Annotated in this window: 13 protein-coding genes and 1 pseudogene; 8 read left to right on the top strand and 6 right to left on the bottom strand. The window is 65.1% G+C overall.

Translation table 11 applies throughout. The features are described from left to right. The first annotated feature begins 15 nt into the window (after window positions 1–15). Both ACFFDA_RS15650 and ACFFDA_RS15655 read left to right on the top strand, forming a co-directional pair. Window positions 16–993, top strand: coding sequence for a glycosyltransferase family 2 protein (locus tag ACFFDA_RS15650; RefSeq protein ID WP_404481572.1), 978 nt, complete (start codon window positions 16–18; stop codon window positions 991–993). Between the two features lie 23 nt (window positions 994–1016). Continuing rightward, window positions 1017–1748 carry a 4'-phosphopantetheinyl transferase family protein gene (locus ACFFDA_RS15655; RefSeq protein WP_404481574.1) on the top strand — a complete coding sequence of 244 codons (732 nt, stop codon included), beginning with the start codon at window positions 1017–1019 and terminating at the stop codon, window positions 1746–1748. A gap of 63 nt (window positions 1749–1811) precedes the next feature. On the opposite strand, the gene ACFFDA_RS15660 is transcribed toward ACFFDA_RS15655, so the two are convergent. Then, window positions 1812–2057 carry a response regulator transcription factor gene (locus tag ACFFDA_RS15660; RefSeq protein ID WP_404481575.1) on the bottom strand — a complete coding sequence of 82 codons (246 nt, stop codon included), beginning with the start codon at window positions 2055–2057 and terminating at the stop codon, window positions 1812–1814. Between the two features lie 280 nt (window positions 2058–2337). On the opposite strand from ACFFDA_RS15660, the gene ACFFDA_RS15665 reads away from it, so the two are divergent. Then, window positions 2338–2556, top strand: coding sequence for a response regulator transcription factor (locus ACFFDA_RS15665; RefSeq protein WP_404481577.1), 219 nt, complete (start codon window positions 2338–2340; stop codon window positions 2554–2556). Between the two features lie 48 nt (window positions 2557–2604). Here ACFFDA_RS15665 and ACFFDA_RS15670 read toward each other — a convergent pair whose 3' ends face one another. From ACFFDA_RS15670 to ACFFDA_RS15680, 3 genes and pseudogenes are all read right to left on the bottom strand, one after another. Beyond that, window positions 2605–2742 (bottom strand): hypothetical protein, encoded by a 138-nt coding sequence (locus ACFFDA_RS15670; protein ID WP_404481579.1) that lies wholly within the window; start codon window positions 2740–2742, stop codon window positions 2605–2607. Window positions 2743–2892: 150 nt separating this feature from the next. Continuing rightward, window positions 2893–3704: pseudogene (locus tag ACFFDA_RS15675) on the bottom strand (transglutaminase family protein). 382 nt (window positions 3705–4086) lie between these two features. Beyond that, complete coding sequence (locus ACFFDA_RS15680) at window positions 4087–4311, bottom strand: hypothetical protein (protein ID WP_404481581.1); 225 nt, start codon at window positions 4309–4311, stop codon at window positions 4087–4089. A gap of 465 nt (window positions 4312–4776) precedes the next feature. On the opposite strand from ACFFDA_RS15680, the gene ACFFDA_RS15685 reads away from it, so the two are divergent. Next, the gene (locus ACFFDA_RS15685; protein WP_404481582.1) at window positions 4777–5763 is read left to right on the top strand and encodes a DUF535 family protein; all 987 of its coding nucleotides are present in this window, start codon (window positions 4777–4779) and stop codon (window positions 5761–5763) included. Between the two features lie 15 nt (window positions 5764–5778). Next, window positions 5779–6450: a hypothetical protein gene (locus tag ACFFDA_RS15690; RefSeq protein ID WP_404481584.1), complete on the top strand. Its 672-nt coding sequence runs from the start codon at window positions 5779–5781 to the stop codon at window positions 6448–6450. Between the two features lie 13 nt (window positions 6451–6463). Here ACFFDA_RS15690 and ACFFDA_RS15695 read toward each other — a convergent pair whose 3' ends face one another. After that, window positions 6464–7369 (bottom strand): EamA family transporter, encoded by a 906-nt coding sequence (locus ACFFDA_RS15695; protein ID WP_404481586.1) that lies wholly within the window; start codon window positions 7367–7369, stop codon window positions 6464–6466. Between the two features lie 30 nt (window positions 7370–7399). On the opposite strand from ACFFDA_RS15695, the gene ACFFDA_RS15700 reads away from it, so the two are divergent. Beyond that, on the top strand, window positions 7400–7936 hold the full coding sequence (locus ACFFDA_RS15700; RefSeq protein ID WP_404481588.1) for an Lrp/AsnC family transcriptional regulator: 537 nt from the start codon (window positions 7400–7402) through the stop codon (window positions 7934–7936). 88 nt (window positions 7937–8024) lie between these two features. Continuing rightward, window positions 8025–9467 carry a hypothetical protein gene (locus ACFFDA_RS15705; RefSeq protein ID WP_404481590.1) on the top strand — a complete coding sequence of 481 codons (1443 nt, stop codon included), beginning with the start codon at window positions 8025–8027 and terminating at the stop codon, window positions 9465–9467. A 21-nt stretch (window positions 9468–9488) separates the two neighbouring features. Here the strand turns inward: ACFFDA_RS15705 and ACFFDA_RS15710 are convergent, their stop codons facing one another. Continuing rightward, window positions 9489–9689, bottom strand: coding sequence for a hypothetical protein (locus tag ACFFDA_RS15710; protein ID WP_404481592.1), 201 nt, complete (start codon window positions 9687–9689; stop codon window positions 9489–9491). Window positions 9690–9908: 219 nt separating this feature from the next. Between ACFFDA_RS15710 and ACFFDA_RS15715 the strand changes: the two genes are divergently transcribed. Continuing rightward, on the top strand, window positions 9909–13205 hold the full coding sequence (locus ACFFDA_RS15715; protein WP_404481594.1) for a PAS domain S-box protein: 3297 nt from the start codon (window positions 9909–9911) through the stop codon (window positions 13203–13205). Window positions 13206–13238: the final 33 nt, after the last annotated feature.

Below are 13238 nucleotides of genomic sequence, written 5' to 3' on the forward strand. Positions count from 1 at the left end.
CGGGAGGCACGAACCATGGGCGCCCCGGATCTGCCGACGCTGAAGGTCGTCATCGTGAACTACCGCACCGGTCGCCTGGTGGTGGACTGCCTCGCCAGTCTCGCGGCCGAAGTTGCTGCCTACCCGGCGACACGGGTTACCGTAGTCGACAATGCATCCGGCGACGATTCCGCCGAGGTCATCACCGCCGCGATCGCCGAGCGGGGCTGGGCCGACTGGGCCGGCCTCGTGCGTTCTCCGGTCAATGGCGGCTTCGCGGCCGGCAACAACTTCGCGATCCGGGCGGCATTGGCCGAACCGTCGCCGTCGGAGCTGTTCTGGCTGCTCAATCCCGATACCCGCGTCCAGCCCGGCACGCTGGGCCGGTTCCTGAATTTCATGCGCGATACGCCCGAAGCCGGGATCGTCGGCAGCATGCTTCTTCTGGGGAACGAGACGCCCTGGCCCTTCGCCTTCCGCTTTCCGTCCGCGCTGAGCGAGTTGGAGCGCGGAGCCTGCTGCGGCCTCGTGAGCCGGATGCTCAAGAACCAGCGCGTGCCCATAGCCATGGGCGAGACGCCCGAGCGGGTCGACTGGGTATCGGGCGCCAGCATGGTCGTCCGGCGCGCTACGCTGGAGGCCACCGACCTCATGGACGAGAGCTTCTTCCTCTACTTCGAGGAAACCCATTTCTGCCGAAAGGCGGGACAGCACGGCTGGGCCTGCTGGTATCTGCCCTCGGCGGTCGTCGTGCACATCGCCGGGCAGAGCACCGGCATGAGCGAGGCGCAGCAGTCCCGTATCCCGCGCTACTGGTTCGAGTCCCGACGGCGCTACTTCATCGTCAACCATGGCCAGGGCTATGCCATGCTGGCCGACCTGGCGTGGCTGGCGGGACACCTCGTTTGGCGGGGGCTGCGGCGCTTCCGTTCGCGGCGGGACACGATCGTCCCGTTCCTGTTGCGCGACTTCATCGCCCGTTCCGCACTCTTCCACGGAACGCGAACGACCTGACGAACGCCAGCCTGGAGACGACGATGGCTACCAAGATCGACGTCCTGTCCATGGCCCGCCCGCTGGTGGGAGACATGCCGCTGGAACTGTGGCTGCTCGACCTTTCCGGGATGCCGCCGGCTGAGGCGATCCCCTGGTTATCCGAGGAGGAACGAGCCCGTGCAGCGCGCTTCGCCTTCCCCCGCTACCGGGAACGCTACTTCAACGCCCATATCGGTCTGAGGCTGGTACTGGCCGAATATTGCGGCTTTGCCGCAAGGCGCCAGCGCTTCGTCCTGGGAGCGGACGGCAAGCCGTCCCTCGCCGATCTGCCGGACTGCCACTTCAGCCTCAGCTATGCCGGCGACGTGGCTCTCGTCGGCGTCGATTGCGAGAACCCGGTCGGCGTCGACATCGAGAGCGACCGGCCGATCCCCGACGCGGACGAGCTCAGCGCCCTGCACTTCCATCCCCGCGAACAGCGTGCGCTGGCCAGCCTGGCGGGGCCGGTGCGCCATGGCACCGGCTTCCTCCAGGGCTGGACCCGCAAGGAGGCCTGCCTCAAGGCGCTCGGGCACGGCCTGACCATGCCCGCGGCGCTGTTGCATTCCGGATTGAGTGGCAGGAAGCCCGTGCGGATGGACGGGCAGGTATTGCTCGAGGTGGGCGGATGCCCTCCTCTCCCTGGTTTTACCGCTGCCTGGGCGCGGATGACCGCCCCTGCCAGCGATCCTCGGCAACCTGCCGCCGCCCTTTGGCCGGCGCCCTGCCCTTAGGGCAATGCGGGGACCCGGCGGGCAGGATGGGCAGGCCGAAGACGTTGTTAACCAATGTAGAGATCAGGCAGCGTGGACGATGTAGCCGGGAGACGCGTCACCCAGCATGCCGTTACGAATTACATAAGCAATCATGTGAACGCGGTTGCGCGTCCTGGTCTTGAGACGAACGTTTTCCACGTGGCGTTCCACAGTGCACGGTGCGATCGAAAGAGTTAGTGCGACCTCTTTCGCGGACATTCCGCGTGCCACCAGGCCGACAACTTCAGATTCCCTGACAGTGAGTTGCAAATTGCACAATTTGTCCATAAAAGTCTCCCCCTATGTGTATGAAAACACGACAAAAATCCGCAACCTTTGGTTACACGAACATTTGTTTACCTGGTATTTTTCTGGGGCGACCTAGGGAATTTCCTATTGGTATATTTATCTAACACAGGTTGATGTTCCGGAACAGGTTTTGTCCTCGGTCCGTTTTTTACGTACATCTATTGCCGTTGCATCAGGAGCCTCTTCCCGTGAACATCGTTTAACTTTCGACAAGAAGAAGATGGGTTGCGTCAATCCACTATGAACTGGATCAACGAAGATGGACGATCAGCCTGGCGCAACAATTGAGGGCCTGACCAAACGGGAATCGGAAATCCTGCGCGCCATCGCGCAGGGCCTTTCCGCCAAGGAAGTAGCCAAGCAGCTACAGATCGCTCCGCGCACGGTCGAGCGACACATCGACCACATCCGATTGAAGACGCGCACGCGCAACCGCTCCCACATGGTCGCATTCGCTATCGCCAACGGCCTTGTGTGAGCAGGTGCGTACGCGAACCCCAGGGCGGCGCGAAACGCCGCCTGCGGGTCAGAGCTTGTCTTTGGGCTTGCGCATGGCAGCCATGACTGGCGAGGCCTGGGCGAGCCCGACGGGTGACGATGCCTTGGCCTTCTCGACCTTGGGCTTGCGGACTTCTCGATTGCTGCGCTTCTGCGACTTGGCCATGAGGCATGCTCCACCTTCAAGCGGGGGCACGTTGCATCCCTCAGCCGCGAGAAGCTCGGGATCGTAAGTCTCGCGATGGGCGAGCCTTAACACCGTTCCCGGCCACTCCCCGCATCAATTCGCAAGGCGTACAGGACCGGAGCTGACCGATCACCCCAGGCGGTCCTCGTCGGTATAGATATCGAAGCGCGACAGCGTTACCGGACCGAACGTCGTGGTCAGCGCAGCATCCGCCGCATCGCGCCCGCGGGCCATCAGGATGCGGCCCTTGCGCGGGCGATTGTGCCTGGCATCCAGCACGTACCACCGTCCGCCCAGCCACACCTCGAACCAGGCCGAGAAGTCCATGTCGCCTACCAGCGCCGGAAGATCCATGTCGCCCATGTATCCGGTGCAGTACCGCGCGGGAATGTTCATGCAACGGCACAGGGTGATCGCCAGGTGCGCGTAATCGCGGCAGACGCCCACGCGTTCGTGGAAGACGTCCCACGCCGTCTTGGTCGGCCGCGCGGCCATGTAGTCGAACCGGATATGGGCGTGGACGTAATCGACGATCGCCTGTGCCATCGACCACCGCGCGGCACGCCGCCGAACAGGTCCCATGCAGCCTCGGTCAGCCGGTCGGTCTCGCAGTAGCGGCTGGCGAGCAGATAGAGCAGCACGTCGTCCGGAAGTTCGGGAAGCGCCGCCTGCGATGCACCCGGCACGACGGCATCGGGTTCGAACGGGTCCTCGATCACGAAGCCGCACGATATGGTGATACCGCCCGCCGGCATGATGAGTCGCGTGCAGATGTTTCCGAAGCCGTCGACGTAGTCGTAGAGCGGCACGTCGGGCGTGGTGAATATCCGCTGGGCGGTACGCAGGTCCTTGTTGCGCGTGGCGTGAATGCTGAGGTTGGCGAGCATCGGCACGGCCTGCTCCGACCTGAAGCCAATATCGTATCCGGCGCGGATCAGCATCAGGAAGCTTTCGTATGAGTATGTCCGAGCCCGCAAGGAGCGGCGGGCGCCAGCGTGATCGTTAGGCAGTATCCTCGTCATTCCCGCGAAGGCAGGAGTGACGAGGAGTGTTCAGGCTAGGTCATACCCCAAGCGGGGGTCGGGGCCGTCGCGGACCATGCGTCGCTACGCAAGACGTCGACCTCCAGCAGCGCGTCGGCACGGTTTCGGTAGCCACCGCAATCCACCAGCAACAGGCCAGCACCCGATGTCAGCCGCCAGTGCCAGTCGCCGCCTGCGAACAGGATGGGCGTGACGCTGATGGTTTCTGTGCGATAGACATCAAAATGCCCGCCCTGGTCGCGATGCTGTGTGCCGGCGGTGGCGCCCAGGGTGCCGGAGCCTACCAGGGGCCCCTCGCACGATAGAATGCAAAACGCCGGACCACACCGTCGACGACATGCGACTTGAGCCGCACCCGCATCTCCTGCGCGCCTTCGCTGGTCGTACAGACCAGGTGGGTCCCGCCGGAGGGCAATGGCTCCATCGCGCTGACCGCCACGGCATACTTTGTGCACATCGCAGCCACGTCCGCTTCCGGCAGGCTGACGTTGATCGCGCGGCTCATCGTGTCGCCACCCTGGCGACAGTACGTGCACGAGGTGAATGAAGGAAAACGAGGCCCATCATAAAGCTCCACTGCGTAAGCGGGAGCACAATGGGCTCTCAGTCGAAGAACTGCCTACCATGGAGATGGCTTCGATACTTCTGAGATGGGGGCTCGCGATGCAATATGCAAGGGCGGCTCCCGGCCCGTCGCCCGGCCTGCAATACCCGGTTTGCGGAACCGCATTCACTGCCTGCTCGCCCAAACCGCCGACTTTTGCGAATACTCACTCAAAATCATGCGATAATGTTGGTGGTAAATTCACGGTATATCGACCGCCTCGATCATGTGCGACCCTGAACCGGTTGATGATTTGAACTCACCCCGTCGTCATCGCATGCCGGACACGGTTTGTGATGTCACGATGGTGGTTCGACGAATTGGCCAAATCGCAAGACTGGTGTCAGGGAACTCAAGAACGAACTCATGTGGTTCATCAAGATCACCAATCAGATCGTCGTTAGCAGGCTGGCCATGGAGTCGAGCTTTTCCGCTATGTTCCTCTATATGGGCTGGCTTTGCCGTTCCTCGACCATCGTCGCCAAGGGCGGCATCCTGAGCACGCTCTTGCAGCGCATCAAGTTCATCTATGCCGGATGGCGCCACCAGGATCTGCTCTGCCCCGAGCATGACACTGCCGGGGACACCCCGTTCGGCAGAAGGCTGAAGGCCCGGCCCACGATCCTGGACGCGGTCATCCGCCCGTACCAGTCAACCAACTGGAACACCCGCACCCGGCTGACGAAGCTGCGCGCCCACTACGAAGCCATGGTCCGGCTGCGATGGCTGTTCGACCCTCACGAGCAGAGCGAAGTCGTGCTCTGCCCCTTGCCGGGCATCGACCCCAGGCTGCGGCTCGTCCTGGACGAGGCCATCTGGTTCAAGAACGAAGGCCCCCTGGTCCTCAGCCTCTTCCTCGGCACGGACCGGATCTTCTCGATCGCCTTCGCGTTGCGCGATGAGGAAGGCTGCCTGGTCGCGCACGTCGGTGCCGTGCAGGGGCGCAATCCCAAGGACCTTCCGGATATCCTCGATATCTATCGCGAGCTTACGCGCGCGGCCCAGGGCATGCGGCCCCGCGACCTTCTTATAGAACTGTTCCGCACGCTCTGCGCCCAGCTCTCGGTTTCGCATATCCTGCTGGTATCGGACCGATACCAGCAACATCGCGATCCTTACTTCGGCCGCAGCCGCGAAGACGTGCGGACCTGCTATGACAGTGTCTGGCTCGAGCGGGGCGCTGTGCGCATCGACGAGACGATGTTCGAACTGCCGGTGCAGGCGACGCTGCGGACACCCGAGCAGATGCCGCCCCGCAAGCGCAGCCTCTACCGCCGCCGCTACGACATGCTGACCGGAATCTCCGACGCGATGGCTGGAAACCTTGCGCTTCTAGGCGGCTCCGCGCCGTGACGGGGAGGCAGCCCCATGCTTTCGGGCCTGCGTAACCGCAACCTCAGCGCCCGTCTGCTCCAGCCGGCCGACGAATTGTGGGACCGGCGGCTGGGCATCAGTACCTTCGGCCATCATCCCGGGTCCGGCGGACCGGGAGAGCGCGAATGGTACATGCACTATATCCCCTCCCCCTATCGCGACATCTTCGATGTGCTGGAGATCGCCGGGTTGCGCAGCGACGACGTCTTCACCGACCTGGGCTGCGGACTGGGACGCGTCGTCTTCGCCGCCAGCCATCGCGGCGCCCGGCGGGCGGAGGGTGTGGAACTGATTCCGGCGCTGGCTCGCCAGGCGCAGGACAACCGGGCCCGCACGCGCCTGGAAGGAAAGGACATCGCCTTCATCCAGGGCAACGTGATCGATCACGACATCAGCGCGACGACGCTGTGCTACATGTTCCACAGCTTCGGCCACCAGATCGTCGCCGAAGTGCTGGACAAGGCCCGGCACGACCGGCGGACCGCAGGTGCCAGGCGCCCCTTGCGCATCGCTTACGTGAACCCGGTCTGCGACGAGGTCATACGCGACTCGGGCTGGTTCCGCCGCGTCGGCCAGTTGCCCCCCAGGACGCAGTGGCTGTCCAGCGCCGATCACTATCGCACGACGATCTGGCAATCGACGGACTGTTCGCCGCGCGGGGGATGATGTCCGCCCGCGATCAGGCTTCGACGCAGCGCGGCGGCGCCAGCGCCGGATCGCGGGTCAGGACGGCACCGATCGCCGCCGCGACCACGCAGGACAGCGCTACTAACTGGCGAAGCGTCAGCACCTCGCCCAGCAGGAAGTAACCCACAATCGCCCCGATTGCCGGGTCGACGCTAAGGACGACGCCATAAGTGCGCTCGGGGATGTGCCGCAGCGAGATCATTTCCAGCGAATAGGGCAAGGCGCTCGAAAGCACCGCGACGATCAAGCCGAGCATGACGGCGTGGGCGTTCAGGAGGCCCGCGCCGACGCTGGCGATCCCGATCGGGGCGACGGCCAGCGTGGCGAAGGCCATGCCCACGGCCACCGCCTCGCCGGGATGGAAGTGGGCGACCTGCTTGCCGAAGATGATGTATAGGCCCCAGCACAGCGCGGCGCAGAGCGCGAAGCCGATGCCGACGGGATCGAGCCCGCCGCCCACCTGGCCCATCGGAAGCAGCAAGGCGAGGCCGGCCAAAGCCAGCGCGATCCACAGGAAATGGACGAGCCTGCGCGCGTTGAACAGCGCCACGCCAAGCGGCCCCAGCAGTTCGATGGCGATGGCCAGCCCCAGCGGTATCGTCCGCAAGGCAAGGTAGAAGCTCAGGTTCATCACCCCGAGCACGATCCCGTAGCGACCGAGCAGGAGCATGTCCGCACGCGTCCAGCGGCGACGCCACGGGCGCCACATGGCCATCAGCAGCAGGGCCGCAAAACCGACCCGGTAGACCGTCGTGCCGGCAGCCCCCACGATCGGGAACAACTGCTTCGCAGCGGAACTGCCCGTCGCAAACGCCATCATCGCCCCGGCCAAGGCGAGATAGGGCACGATCGCGGAGAAATCCGCGCGAGGGCCGGAAAGGCGGGCGGGCGTCGTCATGCGAATCAAATAGCCGAATCGCGATTGCGGGTGCCGCCGAATTTCGGCATTCATGTGCCGAAATTCGTCACGATGGTTACGAAACTGATGAAATCAGCCAACCTCGACTCCTTCGACCGCAAACTGCTCGACCTTGTCCGCCGCAACAATCTGGAGCCGGCGCGCAATCTCGCGGAGAGAGTAGGCCTGTCCGAATCGTCCGTGCTGCGCCGGCTGCGGCGAATGCGGGCGGAAGGTATCATCGTCGCGGACGTTGCGATCGTCGATCCGGCGCTGACCGGCGCGGCGATAACGATGCATGTGCTGGTCCAGCTCGACAATGCCGGCCACGCCCGCACCGACAGCTTCGCCAAGGCCATCGCCCGGCGCCCGGAAGTCGTTGCCGCGTGGAACGTCACGGGCGACGACGACTTTCTTCTCACCGTTCAGGTGCCCTCGATGGAGGCCTACGACATCTTCACTCGCGAGGAACTCAGCGACGAAGCTTATGTCCGGACCTTCAAAACTTTGATTTCAATTCGACCCGTAGTGGACAACATGCTGTCCCGGCGCCCGCTCACGGCCTGATCATCACCGTGACCTCGCGGCCGTTCATCTCTTGGTCGAGTTTTTGCGGCAGAGAGGTCCACGCTCACCCTTGCGACGGAGAATCCTCGTGTCCGCGTTCCATTGCTGCCGATCCGCACTGACGCTGGCGCTCCCGCTGCTGTTCGGAATCGCCGGACCGATCCAGGCCGCGGGCTCCGCAGGAGAAGCCGGCGCGTCCCAGGTCGTGCACCCGGGCAGTATCGAGATGGAAGCTCCGCTGGCGCCGCCTCAATCGCTCGAGAACCTGTATCCGTTCTACATGCCGATGGCGGGCCTGCGCGCGCCAGCCGTCAAGCTGAAGATCCGATGCGATGCCTCCCGTGCGGCCGGGCGCGAAGTCTACGACGGGCGCGACGCCGCCTCGCTCTACGGGCGCGCCGAAGGCGGCTACGAGTTCATTTACGAAGCGCTCGACGGCACGGGCAAACCCTGCGTCTACCCGTTCGCCCCGTGGATGCCCCAGATCGTCGGCTCGCTACAGGGGACACAGTACATCTTCCGCTCGTCGATACCGGGCCGGCGAGTGACGTTCCGCACCCCGGATCAATGGGCGACCATCGACTTGCGCATGTTCGAGATCGGGCCGCAGCGGGTCCATTTCGAGATGCGCGACATCGAACTGGACTTCCCCGGGGCAATCCAGGCGATGGGCGCGGTCCATCTCGAGACGACCGGCGCAACCAGGCCCGGGCTGATCACGGCAGTGATCCGCAGGTCCAAGCTGTTCGGCGGCAAGAACGCGCTGTTCGTACCCGGCGGCCAGACCATGCTCTACATCGAGGACAGCGAGATCGCCGGCAACGTCGGCACCAATTCCGACCAGGAACATTCGACCTACATCAACGGCATCCTGGTCTCGCACTTGCGCAATTCGACGTGGCACGGACAAAAGGCGTGGGAGAACATCGCCAGCGGCCACCAGTTGAAGGACAAGGCCTACTTGCGGATCTACGAGAACGTGACGGTCTCGAACCGGCCGAACGCCTCGACGCCTTCGGCGATGCCGCTGATCGATGCCTCCGCCTACGGCTTCACCTGGTCGAACAACCTGCGACTGCAGCGCGTCGCTCCCGCCCAGGCTCCGCGCGACGCACTCGTCGACCTGCGCACCGAGATTGTCTACGGCACGCCCGAGAACTATCCCTGGAGCCTGCTCGCCGACGGTAGCTGGCGCATGCCGGCGTCCCCCCTCTCGGCTCTGGACAAGGTCTATCTGTCGGTGTTCCTGAACACGTCGGTCCAGAGCTTCCGCACCGAGCCCTATGTCTTCGCGCTCAGGCCGCAAGGCACGGGCATGGTTCCGGGCACCAATACCGTCGAGGGCAACGAGCGGACCGCCCGTGCCCAGCAGCGCATGGTCTCGATCGCCTTCAACACCTCGGGAACGCTGAAGCGGGCCTATTCGGGCGAGGGCTGGACCTACACCGATCCGGACCTGCCCGCCGGCGCCGAATGGGTGACCGACCGCGACGCCTTCATCCGCCATGCCCTGGGGCTGATCGGGCGTTAGAGAAAAGGTCTCCAGGCGGGCTCAAGCCTTCGGCGTGACCCATACCTCCACGGGCGCAACGAACTTGCCGGGCGCCGGCTTGCCGACGTTGACGCGATCGGCGGTGACCAGTTCGCCGGTCGCGAGGTTGAACGAGGCCCACGGCTTGGGCATGCGTCCGAAGGTCATCTTCTGGATCGGCTGGCCGGTCGACGAATTCATGATGGTGGCGATGATGCTCATGGCGTCGCCGCTACCGACCCGGATGCGGTCCCGTCCATGCCCCTCCCCCGGTTTTCCACGCCGCCGGTTCCGCCCTCCCCGTGGCAACTTGCGGTTATCGGCGGAAGTCATGGAACGGAACGGCCGCGATATACTTTCAGCCCAATGCACGGTAGCTGGCTTCGGTGGGCGGCTGACGCAGCTTTCTTCGCGCTGTAGGAATGACAAGAGCCGATCCGAATGAACGACGCCTCCCATCCTGATGCCCGGCGCGACGAAGCGCTCGCGCAATATGCCGTCCTCGACACCCCGCGCGAGCAGGCGTTCGACGAGATCGCGCAACTGGCCGCGGCGATCTGCCGTACGCCGATCGCGGTCGTCAATTTCGTCGGCAGCGACCGCCAGTTCTTCAAGGCGGAAGTCGGCCTGGGCGTGAGCACGACGCCGCTGGAAACTTCGTTCTGCATCCGCGCCCTGCAGGAAGACGAATTCCTTGTCGTCCCCGATGCCAGCCTGGACAGCCACTTCGGCTGCAACCCGCTGGTCACCGGAGAACCGCACTTGCGCTTCTACGCAGGTGCCCTGCTCAAGACCGGGGACGGCACCCCGATCGGCACCCTGTGCGTGCTGGACTACGAGCCACGGGACCTGGATACCTTGCAGGAACAGGCGCTGCGCGTACTCGCGCGGCAGACCATGACCACCCTGGAACTTCGCCGCGCCGCCATTTCGGCCGACCACGAAAGGGCCCGTCACCGCGCCATCGTCGACAGCGCGGTCGATTACGCGATCATCGTGACGGACCTCGCAGGCGTCATCACCGACTGGAGCGAGGGCGCCCGCACCGTTTTCGGCTGGAGCCAGGCCGAGATGGCAGGCACGTCGATCGCTGCGGTCTATACCGACGAGGACCGGACCGCCGGCATCCCGGAAAACGAAATGGCGCACGCGTTCGAGGCCGGACGCGGCTCGGACGAGCGTTGGCACCCGCGGGGTAAGCCTGGTGAACGGTTCTGGGGCAGCGGCAAGACGTCTCCCCTGCGCGACGATGCCGGACGACACATCGGCTACGTCAAGGTCCTGCGCGACCGTACCGACGAGCACCTTGCAGAGCAGCAGTTGCACACCGCCGAAGCACGTCTGCGCCAGGCTCAGAAAGCGGGTGGGATCGGCCTTTTCACACTAGAACTCGCCGACGATGTCGTGATGCCCACGGCTGAATTCTGCCGTCTTCACGGCTTGCCGGTACAACAGCAGTATCCGGCCAGCGCGTTCGAGGCGCAAGTCGTCGCCGAAGACCAGTTCCTCGTCACGCCCGCCGAGTCGCGCCGGCGGGGCAAGGCCGCCGGCGAACTGGAATATCGCGTCCGCCACCCTGAAACAGGCGAAGTGCGCTGGCTTTCGCGCGCCGGCAAGGTCGAGTTCGACGAGGCCGGCGCTCCGGTTCGTTTCGTGGGCGTGGCCCGCGACATCACCGACCAGCGCGCCGCCCTCGACGCGCTGGCGCGAAGCGAGGAGCGCTACCGCGCCCTGTTCGAGGCGATCGACGACGGCTTCTGCATCATCGAGTTCTTCGACGGACCGCATGGGCCGGCGAGCGACTACGTCCATGTGGAAGCGAACGCGGGCTACGAACGGCAGTCTGGCATTTCCGGCGTGGTCGGCATGACCCTGCGCGCACTGGAACCCGATGACGCCGAAGGCTGGGCCGAACTCTACGGCAACGTGCTGCGCACCGGCGAGCCGATCCGCTTCGAGCGCTATTTCACGGCCGCCGGCCGTCACATCGAGGTATCCGCCGCCCGCGTCGAGCCGCCCGAGCGCCGGCAGGTGTCCGTCCTGTTCCGCGACATCGAAACGCGCAAAACGGCCCAGGACGCCCTTCGCGCCAGCGAGGCGCTGGCCCGCGCGAATATCGACCGGGTACAGCTCGCGCTGTCCGCCGGGGCCATCATCGGTACCTGGCTATGGGACCTGCCCGAGGATCGCTTCACCGTCGACGAGGCCTTCGCGCGTGCCTTCGGGCTCGATCCGGCGTTGGGGCGAGACGGCCTCAGCCTCGCCCAGATCGTCGCCACCGTCCATCCGGACGACCGGGAGGGCCTCGGCACCGCGATCCGCGAAGCGATCGAACGGGGTGGTGCCTATGCCCACCAGTACCGAGTGCGGCGCGCCGACGGGCGCTATTACTGGATCGAGGCCAATGGCCGGGTAGACCAAGCGCCGGACGGAACGCCGCTGAGCTTCCCCGGCGTCGTGCTGGACATCGAGCAGCGCCGCACGATCGAGGAGGAGCGCGATCGTGCCGCCGCCGCCTTGCGCACGCTCAACGAGACCCTGGAACAACGCGTCGCCGCGCGCACGGCCGAACTCATGCAGGCCGAGGAACAACTGCGCCAGGCCCAGAAGATGGAAGCGGTGGGCCAGCTCACCGGCGGACTCGCGCATGACTTCAACAATCTCCTGGCGGGTGTATCCGGCGCACTGGAGATGGTCGGCACGCGGCTGAGCCAGGGACGGCTGGCGGATGTCGACAAGTACCTCGTCGCCGCGCAGGGCGCCGCACGCCGCGCCGCCGCACTGACGCACCGGCTGCTCGCCTTCTCGCGCCGCCAGACGCTCGATCCGCGGCCGACCAACGTCAATACGCTGGTCAACGGGATGACCGACCTGATCCAGCGCACGGTCGGTCCCGCAATCCGGGTCGAGACCGTCGGTGCCGCCGGACTGTGGTCTACCCTGGTCGATCCGAGCCAGTTGGAGAACGCACTGCTCAACTTGTGCATCAACGCCCGCGACGCCATGCCCGACGGCGGCCGGATCACGATCGAGACCGCGAACAAGTGGCTCGACCGCAACGGCGCCCGCACCCACGACATTCCCGAGGGCCAGTATCTCTCGCTCTGCGTCACCGATACCGGGACCGGCATGACCTCCGACGTCATCGCCAAGGCCTTCGACCCGTTCTTCACCACCAAGCCGATCGGCCAGGGGACCGGCCTCGGCCTGTCGATGATCTATGGCTTTGCCAAGCAATCCGGCGGACAGGTGCGCATTTACTCCGAAGTGGGCGACGGCACGACGGTGTGCATCTACCTGCCCCGCCACTACGGCGACGAAGCCCGGGAAACCGCAAGCCCCCTCGAAGCGCCGCTGGCCGCCGCGGAAGCGGGCGAGACGATCCTGGTGGTGGACGACGAACCCAGTGTACGGATGCTCGTGACCGACATCCTGGAGGACCTCGGCTATACCGTGATCGAGGCCGCGGACAGCGCCTCCGGCCTCAGGGTCCTTCAGTCGGACATCCGCATCGACCTCCTGGTCAGCGACGTCGGCTTGCCGGGGGGCATGAACGGGCGGCAGATGGCGGATGCCGGTCGGCAGGTGCGCCCCGATCTCAAGGTCCTCTTCATCACAGGCTATGCGGAAAACTCGGTGATCGGCAATGGCCACCTGCAGCCGGGCATGCAGGTCCTGACCAAGCCCTTCGTGGTCGAGACGCTGGCGTCCCGCGTGCGGGACATGATGGCAGAGTAACCGGCACGACCGCGCGCGCGTTGCGGCAATCGA

This window comes from Novosphingobium sp. BL-52-GroH, assembly GCF_044813085.1.
In the GTDB taxonomy this organism is placed as follows: Bacteria; Pseudomonadota; Alphaproteobacteria; order Sphingomonadales; family Sphingomonadaceae; genus Novosphingobium.